Genomic DNA, 16,363 nt, shown 5'->3' with positions numbered 1-16,363 from the left:
TAAGAGCTGATGACCATCGACTCCGAGGTCCGCCGCGAAAGCGCGCGCTCGAAGCGCAGCGGAATTCTCACCGCCGCCATCGAACAGTTCGGGAAAGTCGGCTACGAGCACACCAAATGGGCCTCGATCGCCGACGAGGTGGGTATCGGTCAAACCGCGCTGTACCACTATTTCGAGTCGAAGGCCCACTGCCTGCTGACGATCATGCGACTTGAACTGGCCGATTCGGCCGAACGCTTCAACGCCGCGGTCGCCGATCAGGCCGACCCGGAGCAAGCGCTGCGCGCCGCCATCGCCGCGGCGCTGACGGCCTCGCCGACCGATGCCCTGCAGCGCCGCATCCTGCAGAACCATATGGATTTGCTTGCCGCCCCGCGTCAGTCGGCCAAAGAAGAGGCCGAACGCCTGCGGTCGCGCGAGCTCGTGCGACAGATCGAGCAGAATTGGACCGGGCTGATTTCGGACGGAATCGAGGCCGGCGTCTTCGCTCCGGGCGACCCCCGCATGCTCGGTCGAATGGTCCTCGGCCTGGTGATCAGCGTCTGGCGCTGGTACCGGCCGAAGGGCAGCGTCACCCTCGACCAGATCACCGAGTCGGTCACCGAAGCAGCAGTACGGATCGTGCGTAACTGAGATCCCACCTCCCACACCGTGGGATCTCTACGCTCGCCAAAACTGAACAGAATTCAGTTAGGAGTCGCATGTACAACCTGATCGTTCTCGCATCGCGTCCGAATGATTGGACCCACGAGCAGTTCATCGAATGGTGGCGGGGTGAACACGCGGAGGTGACCTACCCGCTGCCCGGCCTGCTGCGCTGGCAGCACACCGAACTCCTCGAATCCTTCGACGAGAAGTCGTCCGGCTGGGACGGTCTGTCGATTCTGAGTTTCGAATCCCGCGAAGCACTCGATGCCGCATTGGCGAGCCTGGAATGGAAGGCCGCCGTCGAGAACGTGGGCACCATGCGGGGACGTCGCATGATCTGGTACGGCGAGGAGCAGACGATGGTGCCACTCGCCCCGGCGGTCGAATGAGCGCCGAATGGGCCGAACCCGGGTGTTATCCGATAACCGAAGGGATTCACCGCATCCCGCTGCAGATGCCGCAGGACGGCCTGCGCGCGGTCAACGTGTACGTCCTGGAAACCGATGACGGCCTCGTACTCATCGACGGCGGCTGGCACCGGCCGAACACCCACCGGGAGCTCTCCGACGCGCTGGCCCGGATCGGTCGGTCGGCAGCCGAAATCCACGATGTCTTCGTCACCCATATCCACCGCGATCACTACACTTTCGCCATCGAACTGCGGCGTCGGCACGGCTGTCGAGTTCATCTCGGCGCCGATGAAGCCGGCGGACTCAGCGCCATCCACGCATTGAACAACAACGTCCCCGACAGTTCGCTACGAGAACTGCGTCGTGCCGGCGCAGAAGATATCGCGCGACGAGCTCATGCGGCAGGCATCGCCGAACCGTTCGAACCCGACGATTGGGAACAGCCCGACCACTGGCTGCGCCCCGGCGCACTGGCCATCACCGGGCTCGATCTCCATGCGGTAGCGACACCCGGACATACCAAGGGCCACATGATCTTTCAGGATCGCGAGAAGGGGCTCGTCTTCACCGGAGACCACGTGCTGCCCACGATCACCCCATCGATCGGATTCGAATTGGGCCCGTGGGAACTACCATTGGACAACTTCCTCCGCTCATTGGTGCTGCTGCAGGACGATGACGGCCAGAAGATGTTGCCCGCGCACGGGCCCACCGGAGGCAGCGTCGGGCAACGCGCTCGTGAACTTCTCGCCCATCACGACCACCGGTTCGAGCAAATCGTCACCGTCGTCGGCGATCTTGGTCCGTGCACCGGCGTGGCGGTGGCCCGAGCGTTGACATGGACGCGACGCGACCGCGCGTTCAGCACCCTCGACGACTTCAATCAGATGGTTGCGACGTGCGAGACGATGGCGCATCTCGACGTCCTGGTCGCCCGAAATGTGTTGTCCGCGAAGGATTCGGACGGCGTGCAGCACTTCGAGCGAGGAGATGGACGAGCATGGGAACACCCGACGGCAAAATAGCCTCGTCACCCACGCCTGTCCCAAGACGTCTGCCGACCCGTTCGCGCATCCGCGCTCATACTGCTCATCCTGTGTGGCGACTTGCGGTCACGGCATCGGTGTACAGCTCGGTGGTGAGCTGATCAGGCGAGACGCCAAGGGCTGCCAGCACCGTACGGAGATCGGCGAGTGCGTTGCCGAGGTCGTCTTCGGCCTCGACGAGGGTCTCCAGTTCCAAGAACGTTCCGTCGATCTCCGGAATCGTGACGACCGTCGCGAGCATCTCGCGCCCAGCGGCGGTGAATCCGTGGTTCTCGCACTGCTTGGTGAAGGAGATCTTCGGCCGATAGCCCAGTCGCCGGATGATCTGCTCCATCGCATCCCGCTGATCCACGTCCGTCTCGTACTCGGGTTTGGACCCGGTTTCCTGGTCGACTGCCGCGTCTTTGAACGTGAGAAGGTGGCGCGTGGAACCCTCGGCATTGCGAACCGTCCGCAACCGGAACTCGCGGCCGGCCGCGCTCAAGGACTCGCTGGGGTCATCGAAATACGTGTCGTGGTAGGAAACGACGTCGACCTCCGCACGGGCTGTCAACTTCTCCCGTACAGCACCAGCGTCGGCAAGGCGGGCCTTGTATTCGGCTTCGATCACTCTCGACTCCACTTCAGACAACCCGATCCGCATGAGAAAAGGTTTGCTCCAGCGTCCGGACAAATGCGTGGTGCAAGACACCTCGCACGCTGGGTTCGATCCGATGGATCGGGGACGCATGTCCTTCATGCTGGATGGTGAACGCAGAAACGAACAAAACATCATCAATCCTGATGATCCGCCACACCGGGATCTGATCGTAGATGTAGACCTCAACTGGGCTTCCAGCAGCAGCTAGTTCCTTGACGCGCGCGATCGCGAGCCGGATTCCTGCCGCGAACGATTCGGTTGATTCTCCGATCTCGTCGGCACGGCGAGCGACCGCTGCCGAGTCAGGGTTCAGCAGTAGCACACGCAACTGCGTCGCGGCCGGGATGGTTTTGCGCAGCAGCGAGTCGTTCAGGCCAAGGATTCCCAGTCCCCGAACGGCCATGACATCAACGGACCCAGCCTCTTTCGCCAGTGTGCGGACATCATCCGCCGCGTCGGCCTGGCACGGATAGAGCGCGCTGACCGCAGTCAGGTCATGGGGATGTCCGGCAGGGTCGGTTTTCGTCACGTCGACGACGCGCGGGTCGAGCGGCACCTGCAGTTGATGATCGATTTTAGCCTCGGTGCGCAGCGCGTTCAGTGTGCCGTTCGCGTCGAGTGCGGCGTCGATGGCGGCTATCAACTCCTGCGAGGGGAGATTGGTGTCCTCCCATTCGGTCATGGAGACGTACTGACGTGAATAGCCGATCTTGGTGGCGAGGGCGCGCTGGCTCAGACCCGCATCGAGTCTCAATCGCTTGATTTCGTGCGCCAATTGGTCGGCAACGGTCGCTGTTTGCCGATCGGGTTCGGCGACCGGATTGTTCATCGAAGCCCCGCAGCGAGCGGCGATGCGGCCGGAATTGCTGGATGTGGTCGATTACCGCAAGTCCGGGCTGAGTCTGAATTGGATCGTGGGGTGCCCGCTGGATTGTGGGTACTGCGTGCGGCACTTGTTCGACAATTTCGAGATGAAGGTGCCGCGGGCGCTGATGAGCGATGAGGTGGCGGCTGAGATGCTGACCGGGCACCGCTGGTTCCGACCGCATATCACGCCGATTCAATTGCTCAACCGAGCCACCGACCCGATGTTGCCGAGAGTTAAGCCGCATACCTTCGAGATGCTGAAGCTGCTGGACGGGCTGGGTCTGACCAACCATGTTCTGGTGATTACCCGGTGGCGGATCGAGCCCGAGGACTGTGTGGTACTGAACTCGATCACAAATCTGAAAGTCACTGTGTTGGTGACGCATTCGGGCATCGAGGACCCCCGCATCGAGCCCGTCGACTCTGCTATCGCGGCCCGCTCTCTGGAGACGGCGTTCAAGTATGCGAGTCGGTATCGGGTGGTGTTGTATTGGCGGCCGATTGTTCCAGGTCTCAACGACTCGGAGTCCCATCTGCGGCGGGGTCTCGAACTGAGCCACCATGCCCATGCAACGGTGTTCACCGGTCTGTTCTTCAAGGATCAGATCCGCGACTACTACCGCGCTCACGGCCTGCCGGAACCGTACGCGGAGGGCGTTAGGCGCAAGGTGTTCCCTGAAATGCTGGAGCGACGAATCCTCAACGCCGCCAATACCAGTCGGAGCGGCTCGCCGTTGTTCCGGACAAGCTCATCGAGCGGGGACGGTTGGACACCGCCGCGGCCGGACAGGGTTACCACCGCGCCAGGTACGACACATGGGCGGCTTGGCAATTGTTGTGCGCGCTGATCGAGGACGGCGGCTTGGAGTGGCCCGACCTGGTCGAGGCAGCGGGCCTGGCCGAGTTCCGGCCGACACCGGAACCGGAAGGTGGTTTGTGGTGAGCGCGATCGAGCGGCCGGTCACCATCGCGGTAGTCGGCACCCATTCCACCGGCAAGAGCACGTTCCTCGCGCGGCTGGCCCACGAACTGCGCAGGGCCGGCCTCGAAGTCGCGACAGTGGCCGACCTCGGCGAGCAGGCACAGCGGATGGGGCTGCCGATCCTGTGGAACCACACATGGGTATCCACGCTATGGATCATGACGCGCGGAATCAGCAATGAACTCGAGGCATGGCTGCACGCCGATATCGTCCTGGTAGACCGCGCGGTACCCGACGCTCTCGGCTACTACCGCGCTGCCCTGGAGTATCGGGGCGAGACGGCCGACCCCGATGGATCGGCGTATCTGGAAACGCTGGCCCGCTCCCACAGTGACTGCTACAACCTGATCTTCCGGACTCAAATCGACCCGCACATCCCATTGGGAACCAACAAGGTCAGAGACGGCAACCACCAGTTCCGAACTCTCGCAGACCATCACGTCGAGGCCGTCCTGCGCGAACTGACGCTGCCGTGGCTACCACTTGCCGCCGACGGACATGACACGGCACTTGCCTTGGCCCTCGACTTCGTCACCGAAAAACTAGGCGACGCAACGTCCGACCAGGCGTTGACGAGCAGTGATCGGACCGGACAACGACGCCTCGAACCAGCCACTACATCGAACGAAGGTTCGCCGCGATGACGAATATGCAAGTAGCAGAACCGGATGCGGCACCATCCACCCTCGGCAGAGATGATCGGCCGAAAGCTGTCGGATTCGTGCGCGGTGATGTGTCCGGGCCGCACGCGCCGCGCCACGCAGTCGCAGTTGTCCAGCACGCCCACGCGTTGGGCTACCAGCATGTGTACACCGTGCGGCGGAGATGATCGTGACACCGCCGAAGATGTGCGAGTACGCCGATGTCGAATTGGCGCACGAGCAGATGCGCAGGCACCGTGACTGTCGGGTGAATCGCTGTGTGTGGAAGGCGGCGGCATACCAGACGCTCGTAGCTGCGGGCCGACTCGCGCCACAGACTTCGACCCCGCGCGAACGCGCCGCTGCGCGCGACATCGAATTCCCGCCGCTGGACAACGAACCACCCACAGATGGCGGCCCGACACTTCAAACCTTGCGCGAAGTACTGGACAAGCTCTCAAATCTGGCGCTACCAGCCACCGGCGGCACGGCACGAACAGCGACGGCCACGGATGACGATCCGGGCCAGAGATCAGTGAGCATCACACTGAGGTGGACGACTGGCAGGCGATCTGGCGGCTCGAGCACCACGGCATTCGAATAATGCTGGTACGCAATGTGTTCGAATCGTCGCCGCTGATGTCGGTCACCGCCCCGACCTCCGCGCCAGACCTTGCGCAGATGCGCGAGCAATTCCCGAAACTCTCGCGTTTGTGGGACGCGATACGGCACGACTATTGGTCGGAATTCCTTTCACCCCAGAAGCATTCACAGGGAACGATATGAGCGAAAGGCATCTGTGGCCCGTGACAAACCCGATGGCGAAGCGGGTACGGGATCTCACGGAGCGGGCCGGGCGGGCAGGGTATCGGCTGGTAGGCGTTCCCGACTCGTCGTACAAGTGGTGGCTGTTGGATGCCGAGGACCGCGAGCCGATTCATTCGGCCGCAACGCTCGACCAGATAGAGCAGTGGCTGGACGAATGATGGGCTAAAACGATCATCAAGAGATGACTGCCACGCTCTCGACCGGCGAGGCCACAGGCTTCGCCGGTCAGGCGCAGGTCCAGCCGCCGTCCACATAGAGTTCGGTACCGGTGATGAAGGTCGAATCGTCGCCCGCCAGGAAAGCGACGGCGGCCGCGACCTCTTCGGCGCGGCCGAGTCTGCCCATCGGGGTGTTCGCGACCATCGCCTGGTGTCGCTCGGTGCCCTCGTAGCGTTCGAGCAGCTGTGGCGTTTCGATGAATCCCGGGTGGATCGAGTTGACCCGCACTCCCCTTGTCGCCCAATGCAATGCGGCGTTCTTCGTCATGCTGCGCACGGCACCCTTCGCCGCGGCGTAGGCCACGCTGTTGCCGAGACCGCCGACGGTGCCGAGGATCGAGCAGATATTGACGATCGATCCGCCGCCGGTCTGCTCGATCAGCGCACCCGCGTGCTTCATCCCCAGCCACGTGCCGGTCTGACTCACCTCGATCACCCGGTTGTACCGATTCAGATCCTCGTCCACCACCGACGCCAGGCTGCCGATGGCACCGTTATTGACGACGGCATCCAGACTCGGGAAGCGTTCGGACACCGCGGACACCGCCTGCTGCCACTGCGACTCTTGGGTGATGTCCAATCCCAGAACCTGATGCCGCGCACCGTGTTCCAGGCCGGCGCTCAGCTTCTCGCACGCCTCGACGTCGACGTCGGTCACCACAACCGAGGCCCCCTCCTCGGCCAGGCGGCGCACGATTTCGACGCCGATTCCCCCAGTCGAACCGGTCACCAACACGACCTTGCCATCGAGCCTGGAAACACCGAGAGTCATTGCTGTGCAGTCCTTTCGAAGTCGGAGCTGGGCTTCGACGGTCAGAGCTTGCTGAGTACGTTGCGGCCGCCGACCAGCATGGCGAGTGCGACGCCGATCGTGGTCACCGCCGTCATGAGCAGAGCCATCGCCGCGACCAGCGGGTAGGAACCGTTCTGCCACATGTCGAACAGCAGGGTCCCCATCACCTGGGTGGTCGACGCGCGCACCAGCAGCGAGGCGGCGAATTCGTGCGTCAGCAGGATGAACATCAACGCGACCGCACTGAGGATGGTGGGACGCATCAAAGGCAGCATGATCCGCGCGTTCGTCACGAATGGTGATGCTCCGCTGGTCGCCGAGGCCTCGGTGTAGGTGTTGCCTAGCGACAGCATCGCGGTCATCTGCATGCGCGTCGCGAAGGGCAACATCAGGACGACGTAGACGAGAATGATCACTGTTCGCGTGCCGTACAGAATCAATGGCGGCTCGGTGTAGGTGAGCAAGAAGCCGACGCCGAAGATCACCGCCGGGATGCCGAGCGGCAATGCCGTGATGAAATCACCGATGAGCGCCATTATTTTGTGGCGTCGGCCTCGTACCAGCAGGTTGGCCATCACGTAGCCGATGGGTACGCAGATCGCCACCGCGCCGAGCGATGTCAGCACACTCGTGACTACAGATTCGACGATCGCGTCGGTGGCCGCCAACTCTCGGAAATTGTCGAGCGTGAACAGGTTCCACGACAGCGACCCCGACCAGTACCGCGTCGAGGCCACGATGATCAACCCGACCAACGGGATGACGAGGGCGAACAACGCGTAGCCGATGATCGTCACCACAGCCCAGGCGGCGCGGCCGGTGGACGGCGCGAACGCCTTGCCGCCGTGGGTGACGAAGCGAGTCTGGTTGCCCAGCAAGGCCTTCTGGATCAGTACCAGGACGAGCCCGAAGATCACCAGTGGCGAGCCGGCCGCCGCGGCGGCGGCGAAGTCGGATGGTGATTCCGACACTCGACGGTACATCTCGGTGGTGAGCACCTTGACGCCACTGTTCTGGCCGAGCAGCAGCGGACCGGTGAACTGGCCGAGGCCGAGCAGCAACGCAATTCCGCCGCCGTAGATCAACGACGGGCGCAGCAATGGCAGCACCACCCGGAAGAACACTCCGAGCGTGGACGACCCGCTCACCTGTGCGGCCTCGAGATGTTCGGAGCTGACGTTCTGCATGCCCGCGCTGACGAAAAGGTAGACGAACGACGTCAGCCCGAAGGCGGTGAGGATGATGATCCACGGAACGGTGTAGACGTCGATCGGTCCGGTATCCGATCCGCTCCACCACGGCAACTTCCTGAGCACCAGGTTCAAGTAGCCGGGCCCTGGCGACAGTAGAAAGGCCCAACCGACGACGTTGGCGACCGCGGGCATGACGATCGGCAGGATCGGAATGATCCGCAGGAACCCGAGGCGGTCCGGCAGTCGACTCGCCGCGAACGCCAGCACCGTGCCGAGCACCATCGCGATCACGAGCGATCCGAGGGCCAGCGCGATGGTCGTCCCGATCGTCTCCGCGATATCGAAGCGCCCGTATTGATTTCGATAACCCTGCGCGCCGTTTTCGAACGCCAGCGATTGCAGCCGGATCATCGGCAGTACGACCAGATAGGCGAGAACCGCCAGCAAGGCCAGATATCCGATTCTGGCCCGCAACTGCGCGGGTATGGCAATAGACCGAGTGTTCGTGGCGGTGAGCGTGGCCATCACGACTGCCCGCCCGCACCCGCGGTCGCCAGCTCCGGCACATCCGCGCCCGCGCCATCCGGCAGTGCGAATACCCGCAAGCTCGCCGGCGAGAAACTGACGACCATGGGATCTCCCGGGCGGCTTCGGCGCAATGTGGCGCCATGGGTGGCCGCACCGACCCGCACCGCGAGCTGTTCGCCACCCGAGCGGACGGTCACATCGAAGTGGCGGCCGCCGTATTCGTAGGTCACCAACTCGGCATGCAGTGCCACATCGCCCTGCGGCACTTCGTCGATCGACGAATGCACGACGACATCGTCGGGACGTAGCCGCGCGACTGCGGACGTACCTTCGTCGGCTCGTCCGCGCACCACCGCACGCGTCAGGTCGATACCATCACCGGCCGAGGTCACCCAACCACCGGGACCGCGGCGCAGTTCCAGCCGGTTGGCCATACCGATGAACGCGGCCACGTACTCCGACACCGGATGCTCGAAAACCTGCTCGGGCGCATCGTACTGTTCGATCTTGCCCGCCTTCATAATGGCGACCCGGTCGCCGAGGGCGAATGCCTCGGCCTGGTCATGGGTGACGAAAACCGCTGTGAATCCGAGACTTCGATGCAGCTGATGGATTTGCGTACGAACCTGATCCCGCAATCTGGCATCCAGATTGCTCAACGGTTCATCGAAGAGCACCAGATCGGGCCGGGCCACCAGGCCACGGGCCACCGCGACGCGCTGTTGCTGTCCACCGCTGAGCTGCGCCGGGTACCGGTCGAGCAGCTCTGTGCAATCGACCATGGCAGCGGCAGTTTCGACGGCGCCGCCGGAAATCTCCTTCCGCAATTTGCGAACCTGCAGCGGATATCGAATGTTCTTGCGCACGGTCATATGTGGCCACAGCGCGTACGACTGGAACACCATTCCGATATTCCGTTTGTGGACAGGCACATTCAGCTTCGCCTCGGCGTCGAAGACGCGCCGGTCCTTGAAGGTGATCGAACCATCCTGGGGCGTCTCCAATCCGGCGAGGCAGCGCAAGGTGGTTGTCTTGCCGCAGCCACTCGGGCCGAGTAGTACGAGGAGTTCGCCTTCCTCGATCGCGAGGTCGAGCCGGTCGACGACGACATTCGATCCATAGGTCTTGGTGAGACCGGAAACTGTGAACTGCGAGCTCATCTCATGCCTTCTGGGTCTGCTTCTTGGGTGTGCGGACGCCGGCGGCGATGCCGCCATCGACCAGCAAGTCGATCCCGGTGACGTAACTGCTGTCGTCACCGGCAAGGAACAAGATCGCCTTCGCTACCTCCATGGGGCTGCCGCGCCGCTGCATGGGGATGGATCGCACGTAGGCTTCGACATCGTCGGCGGCGAAGTCGGGAATCGCGGTGATCTCGGTGTCGATGCTGCCCGGACACACGGTGTTGACGCGGATGCCGCGATCGGCCAATTCCAGTGCCGCGACCTTGCTCAGGGCGCGGACACCGAACTTCGACGCGCCGTAGGCGCCGAGTTCGGCGGTCGCGAGCACACCCCGCAGCGACGAGATGTTGATGACCGCCCCGCCGGCAACCATCGCCGCAGCGGCCGCCTGCAGTCCGAGGAATGTGCCGACCAGATTGAGGTCGATCATCCTGCGGAACTGCTGCAGCGTGGTTTGCGTCAGCGGCGCTTTCATCGCCGCCCCGGCGCTGTTCACCAGCACATGAAGGGGGTGTCCCGCGCGATCCATATCGGAAGTGACCGCCTGCCAATCGGATTCGGCCGTCACGTCGAGCCGGCGGTAGTGCGCGGTCGGCCCCAGTTCGTGTGCGCGGCGCTCCCCCGCCGCATCGTCGAGGTCGGTGAGGTAAACCGTCGCGCCCTTGCTGGCGAACAGTTCGGCGGTCGCGCCGCCGATTCCGCCGGACGCGCCGGTGACCAATACGTTGACTCCGCGCAATGCAGTACTCCTGTCCACTGTCAGCTCTGGAAAAGTTGTGACCACTCTTGGGAGTACTTCTCGATCTTCTCGGGCGTCAGATCACTGGTGTCCGGTGCGGCGATGTCCTGAGCCCGGGCTACCGCGCCGGGGATATCGGCCAACGCCGCCGCGTATCCCCCGTTGAGCGCTACCTGTCCTTCACGGGTGACCATGAAATTCGCCAGTACCTGAGCGGCATTGGGATGTGGCGCCACACTCGTCACCTGGCTGTACCAGGGGGTGCCCCACGGCGACGGCGGCAGAGCCCAATTGACCGGCGCCCCTGCGGCCACTTCGGTCACCAAGGGCTGAACCGAGGGCGTCACGACAATTTCACCGGAGGTCAGCGCCTGGGCGACACCCAGAGCGCTCGGGTAGATCCGCGGCTTCAGGGCGGCGAGTTGCTTCCAGTAGTCCTCGCCATAGGTGCGCGCGTAGTACCGGTACAGATCGACATACGAGGCGATACCGGACGGATTGACGATTCCGATCTTGCCCCGATAGGCGGGATTCACTATGTCCTGAGGAGACTTCAGGCCGTTCGGGACCGCACCGGTGTTCCAGCCCAGTGCGAAAACCGCCGCGCTCGACAGGAAGAACCGGTTGTTGAGCACACTCTTGTCCGGCTGATACTCGGGCGCCTTCAGGTCCGGCCCGACCAACTCGGTGGAGTACGCCCCCGACTTCGCGGCATTGGTAATCCACGCCGCATCGGTCAGCATGTGCACATCGGCGGTGCCCTTCCCGGTCTTCTTCTCTGTCTCCACCCGCGGGTTGATGTCGGCGTCGGTACCGCGCACGAAGTCCAGCTTGATCCGCGGATACTTTGCCTGGAACGCGGTCTTCAGGGCTTCGAGGTTGGCCGGTTTCTGGCTCGAGTAGAGCATCACGGCGCCCTCCTCGTTGGCCGCGGCGACAACGTCCTCCCAGCTCCCTTCGACGGGCTTCGAGGCGGACGAATTCCCACCGCATGCGGCCAGACCGAATGTCGAGGCGACAATCGCGAGAGTCGCGACCGCCTTGGTCAGCGATTTCATGACGGAATCTGTTTCCTTACCTGATCGAGAAGAGCGGCCAGCTCGCCGGGCAGGCTCCGTGCACCAGCAAGAAGTCCATCGAACCTCCGAAACTGAACTGACCTCAGTTTGAGAATCTATCCGCAGGCCCTTGTGGTGTCAATCACATAGAGGCAAACTCATGAAGTGAATCCAGTTCAAGAAGATCTTGTATCGCCATCTGAGGCATCCCGACCGCTGCGGATCGGTGCAGTACGGCTGCGGAATCGTCTGGTCGCCACCGCGCACGGATCCGGGGTGGTCGTCGGCGGCCTGGCACAGCCCGGCGACGCGGAGTACTGGCGGCGCTGCGCCGCCGGGGGTGCGGCGATGGTGATCGCGGGCGGCACGGTGGTGAGTCCGGAATCGGCGAATCGAATCGGCAATATCACCGAGGCATGGCGACCTGAGGCGATCAGCGGGCTGCGGGCGCGGGCGACCGCGATCAGTAGCGAAGGTGCCGTTCCGGTATGTCAGCTCGTGCACCTCGGACGCGAAACACTCGGTGCCGAGATCTGGGAGCATCCGATCGCGCCGTCGAGCATCAGATCGCCGCGAGAGCCGGTGCGCGCCAGGGCAATGACCGACGCCGATGTCGATCGAATGATCGCGAGCTTTGTCGTCGGTTCCCGCCACGCTGTCGAAGCGGGATTCCCCGCGATCGAACTACATGCGGCCCACGGCTATTTGCTGGCCCAGTTCCTTTCGCCCTCTTCCAACGTCCGGACCGAGTCCGGCACGGTTGCGGGGCGGGCGCAGGTTCTGTACCGGCTGCATGCCGAGATCACGGCGTCTTGTCCGGAAGTGGTGCTCGGGGTGCGCGTTTCGATCGATGGTGCGGAGGAGGCCGGTCTAGACCTGGACGGACTGTGCGAGCTGATGCCATGGCTCGACATATTCGACTATGTGAATGTGACCGCAGGGGTGCGGACGACATATGTGCGCGATATGGCGACCTCCGAGCCGCCGCTGCTTACGCACGTGCGGAGGCTGCGCGCGGCAACGGCGCGGCCGTTGCTGGTGTCGCAGGCGTTTCGCTCCAGCCAGGACATCGAATCCGCACTGGCGGCCGGAGCCGATCTGATCGGACTGGCTCGGCCGCTCATCGCCGATCCACACCTGCCGAAGAAGTTACTGCGGGGCAATGACTCTCAGATCCGTCCGTGCGTATCGTGCAATGAGGACTGCCGCACATTCACTCCGGTCCTGCTGTGCTCGGTGAATCCAACCTTGGCCCCACCCGGCCACCACGCCCGCCCGGCATCGCCGCTCCAGTTCGGCCTGCCACCGGCAGCATCGCGGCGAGTGGCAATAGTGGGCGCCGGACCCGCAGGTCTGGAGGCCACGCTCCAACTCACCGCGACGCACGAGGTGACGCTGTTCGAGGCGCATGAGCAAATCGGTGGGCAGCTGGCCGTGGCGGCGCAGGCGCCGAACCGAGCGGGCTGGTCGAAGTTACTGCGGTTCTACACAGACAATCTCGGGAATGCCGATGTGCGACTCGGACACCGCGTAACGCCGCATGAACTAGGCGATTTCGATGAGGTCATCGTCGCTTCCGGCGCTACTGAACTCCGCACGCCCGGTGCGCTGTCCTCGACAGGTCTCATCGCCGATCGGCATGCGATATCACCGGGAGATGGGGTGGTCATCGCCGACGACGGCTTCGGCTCATGGCTTACCGTCGGCGCGCTGGAAGCCGCGCTGGCAGCAGGAGCCGCACAGGTGACCGTGGTGGTCCCGGGACCCGCATTTGCGGCCACCATCCCACCGGAGAGCCGGGTCCAACTGATGAAACGGCTCGCCGGGAGCCCAGTGGAGTTCATCGTCGGCGCGGCCGTGACGGAGATGCGAACGAACAGCGCAGGCACCATAGCGTGTTGCCGACATCTCCTGTCGGGCAGGACATTCGAGCTTGCGTGCGACCGCGCTGTTGCCGTCGGAGAAAGAATCGCCTCCGACTGGCAGGACATCGAGCAGGCCCTTCCGCGAGCACGAGTGCAGGTGATCGGAGATGCCGTCGTGCCACGCCGTGTCTCGCACGCGGTGGCGGAGGGATACGCTGCGGCACAGGCGATCACGGACACGACTGTCCGATCGGGTTAGCCCGTATACCTACTCACGCCCCGCTCGGCGCGGGATCCGAGCGGGGCGTGAGCTTGACTGTTGCTTACTGTCGCACTCGGCGAACTACTTCGGGGCGGGCATCGGCTGGTTGATGGTGGTGAAGTACTGGATCGCCGCACCGATCGCGACCGGCGCGGTCACCAGGATCTGACCGGCTAGGGTGCCGAGCGCGCCGACGGCGACGATGCCGCCCAGGCAACCGATGGCGGCGGCCGGAATGAACGGACCGAACAAGCCGACAATGGTGGCCGCGGCGACCGTGGCTCCAGCGATGCCGCCGAGTACACAGCCTGCCGCACCGCCGGCCAGACCGCCGACCAGCGTGCCGACCGTGGCACCCGTGGTGATGGTGCTGGTCAGGCGTGTCCAGGCGGCCTGCTCGCGGTCATACTGAGTCTTCCACGGCGCCTGATCCTCATACGGCAACGCGACCGGCTTGTAAGTCGCGTGTGCCATATCGAATTGGGGGCTCAGGGTCGCCGTGCGGTCGTTGATCTCCGCCGCGATCGGGAACTCGAAATCATCGACACGGAACCGCAATTCGGTACCGGCCAGGGTGGCCCCATCGGCAGCCTTGATCTTGAATACACCATCCTCGACAACCATCGATCCCGCGCCGGTCGTGATGATCGTGGACCGGTCGGTCGCCGAAGCGGTGAAATCGACGTCGCCGTGGCCGGAGGTGGGCGCGGCATGGGCGGTCCCAGCGCTGATACCGAGTCCGGTGGTCATCAGCGCAGCCGTTACCGCGAACTTCTTGAATTTCATTGCTTGAATCCTCATCGGTTCTTCATGTGTCGAAACAAGTTGGCATTACTACTGATTCTGGAATCAGGCGGTAATGCCCGGACCGTGTCCGACCGGTACGCCGGACACGACTTCTTCGGGGAGGTCGAGGCTGGGGTCGATAGAGATGGTCTTCTGCAGCAGGTACTCCTGTACCGCGCCGACGCCGTGCTCACGCCCGAGTCCGGACTCTTTGTAACCTCCGAAAGGAGATCCGAGATCTGCGGCGAATGTGTTCACCGAGAATGTTCCCGTTCGAATTCTGCGTGCGACCTCGAAACCATGTGCGGAGTCGGCCGTGAAGACCGATCCGGCAAGACCGTAGCGACTCTGATTGGCGATCCGGACGGCATCGTCTTCACCGTTGTGCGCGATCAAAACTGCCACCGGCCCGAATATCTCGTTCTGCGCGATGTCCATATCGTTCGTGACGCCGGTGACCAACGTCGGTTCGATGTACCAGCCTTCGGATAGATGCACGGGTCGTCGGCCGCCGGTGCGTATCGTCGCTCCTTGCTCGACGGCCCTGGCCAGGTGCGCTTCGATGCGCTCGAGATGCGACCGAGTGACCACCGGACCCACTACGGTGTCGGCGTCGCGCGGATCGCCCACCTTCAATGCCTCGAACGCCCGCGTGAATGCGTCGGCGTAGAACTCGTACTGTTCCTCGGGGACCAGGAATCGAGTCTGAGCGACGCAGCTCTGGCCGGAATTGGTTGCGACACTTGCTCCCACGAGAGTGGGAACAACGATCTCGGGATCGGCATCCGACAGGACTATCGCCGCCGACTTTCCGCCGAGTTCCAGCACCACCGGTCGAATCAGTTCGCCGCATGCCGCACCGATCTTCTTGCCCACTTCGGTGGATCCGGTGAAGCTCACCATATCGACACCGGGATGTCCGACGAGATACTCGGACTCACCTGCTCGCGCGGCGACGATATTGATGACTCCGGCGGGAAACCCTATCTCCTGCAACAGATTTCCCAGGTTGAAGATCGCCAGCGGGTTCGGCTCCGTCGCCTTGACAACAACCGTGCATCCGGCAACCAACGCGGGACCGATCTTTTGCGCCACGGCCGGAAGAGCGAAGTTGTAGGCGGGAAATACCGCGACAACCCCCACCGGCTCCTTGACGACCAGGCTCTTGCCCGCCATCGGGATGACGCCGACCGCATCTCCCGACCCCGCGAACGCGGACAGGTCGCTGACACGGAGCTCACTGGTCTGCAGCGACTTCGCTACTTCGGCGACGTAATTCAGGCTCATTACCGGCGCGACGGCCTGGTACACCTGGGAGAGCAGATGGCTGCAGCCCAGTTCGTCGGTGATGAGCTCGGCGAGTTCTTCCCCGTGTGCGGCGATCGCCGCGGCCAGGCGAACGAGGTACTCACCGCGCTGCGCTGGAGTAAGTTTCGGCCAGTCGGACCCGTCGAAAGCCTCTCGGGCGGCGGCAACGGCCGCGTCGATATCCGCTCCGGTGGCCGCGGACACCGAACCGATCGGCTTGCCGCTCGCCGGCGAAATCACCTCGAATCGGTCGTCGGAGGACGTCTTTCGCCAAGATCCCCCGATAAAGAATCCAGTGAATTCGCGATCGATCACGCGAAGCTCCTCTCGAAGGCAAGGTTCCATTCGTCGGCGCGCTGTCGCCGAA

17 protein-coding genes are annotated in these 16,363 nt (G+C 63.5%); 8 read left to right on the top strand and 9 right to left on the bottom strand.

All coding sequences use genetic code 11. The annotated features are described in order from the left end of the window. Positions 1–9: 9 nt before the first annotated feature. The 3 genes from OIE68_RS07070 (at position 10) to OIE68_RS07060 (ending at position 2,083) form a co-directional block, all read left to right on the top strand. Positions 10–633 carry a TetR/AcrR family transcriptional regulator gene (locus tag OIE68_RS07070; protein WP_327098574.1) on the top strand — a complete coding sequence of 208 codons (624 nt, stop codon included), beginning with the start codon at positions 10–12 and terminating at the stop codon, positions 631–633. Between the two features lie 68 nt (positions 634–701). After that, positions 702–1,037 carry an EthD domain-containing protein gene (locus OIE68_RS07065; RefSeq protein WP_327098573.1) on the top strand — a complete coding sequence of 112 codons (336 nt, stop codon included), beginning with the start codon at positions 702–704 and terminating at the stop codon, positions 1,035–1,037. Next, entirely contained in the window at positions 1,034–2,083 is a 1,050-nt protein-coding gene (locus tag OIE68_RS07060) for an MBL fold metallo-hydrolase (RefSeq protein ID WP_327098572.1), read from the top strand. Before OIE68_RS07065 ends, OIE68_RS07060 begins: the two co-directional genes overlap by 4 nt. 64 nt (positions 2,084–2,147) lie before the next feature. Here the strand turns inward: OIE68_RS07060 and cyaB are convergent, their stop codons facing one another. Continuing rightward, a complete protein-coding gene (gene cyaB / locus OIE68_RS07055; protein WP_327098571.1) occupies positions 2,148–2,714 on the bottom strand; it encodes a class IV adenylate cyclase in 567 nt (188 codons plus the stop codon). Positions 2,715–2,727: 13 nt separating this feature from the next. Continuing rightward, positions 2,728–3,573: a helix-turn-helix transcriptional regulator gene (locus OIE68_RS07050; protein WP_327098570.1), complete on the bottom strand. Its 846-nt coding sequence runs from the start codon at positions 3,571–3,573 to the stop codon at positions 2,728–2,730. Between the two features lie 148 nt (positions 3,574–3,721). Between OIE68_RS07050 and OIE68_RS07045 the strand changes: the two genes are divergently transcribed. The 4 genes from OIE68_RS07045 (at position 3,722) to OIE68_RS07030 (ending at position 6,220) form a co-directional block, all read left to right on the top strand. Further along, positions 3,722–4,459, top strand: a complete 738-nt coding sequence (locus OIE68_RS07045) for a hypothetical protein (RefSeq protein WP_327098569.1) — start codon at positions 3,722–3,724, stop codon at positions 4,457–4,459. A gap of 91 nt (positions 4,460–4,550) precedes the next feature. Then, positions 4,551–5,237, top strand: coding sequence for an AAA family ATPase (locus OIE68_RS07040; RefSeq protein WP_327098568.1), 687 nt, complete (start codon positions 4,551–4,553; stop codon positions 5,235–5,237). A gap of 549 nt (positions 5,238–5,786) precedes the next feature. Then, the gene (locus OIE68_RS07035; protein ID WP_327098567.1) at positions 5,787–6,020 is read left to right on the top strand and encodes a hypothetical protein; all 234 of its coding nucleotides are present in this window, start codon (positions 5,787–5,789) and stop codon (positions 6,018–6,020) included. Beyond that, the gene (locus tag OIE68_RS07030; protein WP_327098566.1) at positions 6,017–6,220 is read left to right on the top strand and encodes a hypothetical protein; all 204 of its coding nucleotides are present in this window, start codon (positions 6,017–6,019) and stop codon (positions 6,218–6,220) included. The genes OIE68_RS07035 and OIE68_RS07030 overlap by 4 nt, the downstream gene beginning before the upstream one ends. 67 nt (positions 6,221–6,287) lie before the next feature. On the opposite strand, the gene OIE68_RS07025 is transcribed toward OIE68_RS07030, so the two are convergent. From OIE68_RS07025 to OIE68_RS07005, 5 genes are read right to left on the bottom strand one after another with little or no spacing between them, the layout of a single operon-like run. After that, positions 6,288–7,052 (bottom strand): SDR family NAD(P)-dependent oxidoreductase, encoded by a 765-nt coding sequence (locus OIE68_RS07025; protein WP_327098565.1) that lies wholly within the window; start codon positions 7,050–7,052, stop codon positions 6,288–6,290. Between the two features lie 41 nt (positions 7,053–7,093). Then, complete coding sequence (locus OIE68_RS07020; protein ID WP_327098564.1) at positions 7,094–8,791, bottom strand: ABC transporter permease; 1,698 nt, start codon at positions 8,789–8,791, stop codon at positions 7,094–7,096. After that, positions 8,791–9,954 carry an ABC transporter ATP-binding protein gene (locus OIE68_RS07015; RefSeq protein WP_327098563.1) on the bottom strand — a complete coding sequence of 388 codons (1,164 nt, stop codon included), beginning with the start codon at positions 9,952–9,954 and terminating at the stop codon, positions 8,791–8,793. The genes OIE68_RS07020 and OIE68_RS07015 overlap by 1 nt, the downstream gene beginning before the upstream one ends. A gap of 1 nt (position 9,955) precedes the next feature. Then, on the bottom strand, positions 9,956–10,717 hold the full coding sequence (locus tag OIE68_RS07010) for an SDR family NAD(P)-dependent oxidoreductase (RefSeq protein WP_327098562.1): 762 nt from the start codon (positions 10,715–10,717) through the stop codon (positions 9,956–9,958). Positions 10,718–10,737: 20 nt separating this feature from the next. Continuing rightward, a complete protein-coding gene (locus tag OIE68_RS07005) occupies positions 10,738–11,775 on the bottom strand; it encodes a substrate-binding domain-containing protein (protein ID WP_327098561.1) in 1,038 nt (345 codons plus the stop codon). A gap of 165 nt (positions 11,776–11,940) precedes the next feature. Between OIE68_RS07005 and OIE68_RS07000 the strand changes: the two genes are divergently transcribed. Further along, on the top strand, positions 11,941–13,899 hold the full coding sequence (locus OIE68_RS07000) for an FAD-dependent oxidoreductase (protein ID WP_327098560.1): 1,959 nt from the start codon (positions 11,941–11,943) through the stop codon (positions 13,897–13,899). 84 nt (positions 13,900–13,983) lie between these two features. On the opposite strand, the gene OIE68_RS06995 is transcribed toward OIE68_RS07000, so the two are convergent. Continuing rightward, positions 13,984–14,688, bottom strand: coding sequence for a hypothetical protein (locus OIE68_RS06995; protein WP_327098559.1), 705 nt, complete (start codon positions 14,686–14,688; stop codon positions 13,984–13,986). A 63-nt stretch (positions 14,689–14,751) separates the two neighbouring features. Beyond that, on the bottom strand, positions 14,752–16,311 hold the full coding sequence (locus OIE68_RS06990) for an aldehyde dehydrogenase family protein (RefSeq protein ID WP_327098558.1): 1,560 nt from the start codon (positions 16,309–16,311) through the stop codon (positions 14,752–14,754). Positions 16,312–16,363 lie beyond the last annotated feature (52 nt).

The organism is Nocardia vinacea, from assembly GCF_035920345.1.
Classification (GTDB): Bacteria; Actinomycetota; Actinomycetes; order Mycobacteriales; family Mycobacteriaceae; genus Nocardia; species Nocardia vinacea_A.
This window is presented reverse-complemented; position numbering and strand designations above follow the sequence as displayed.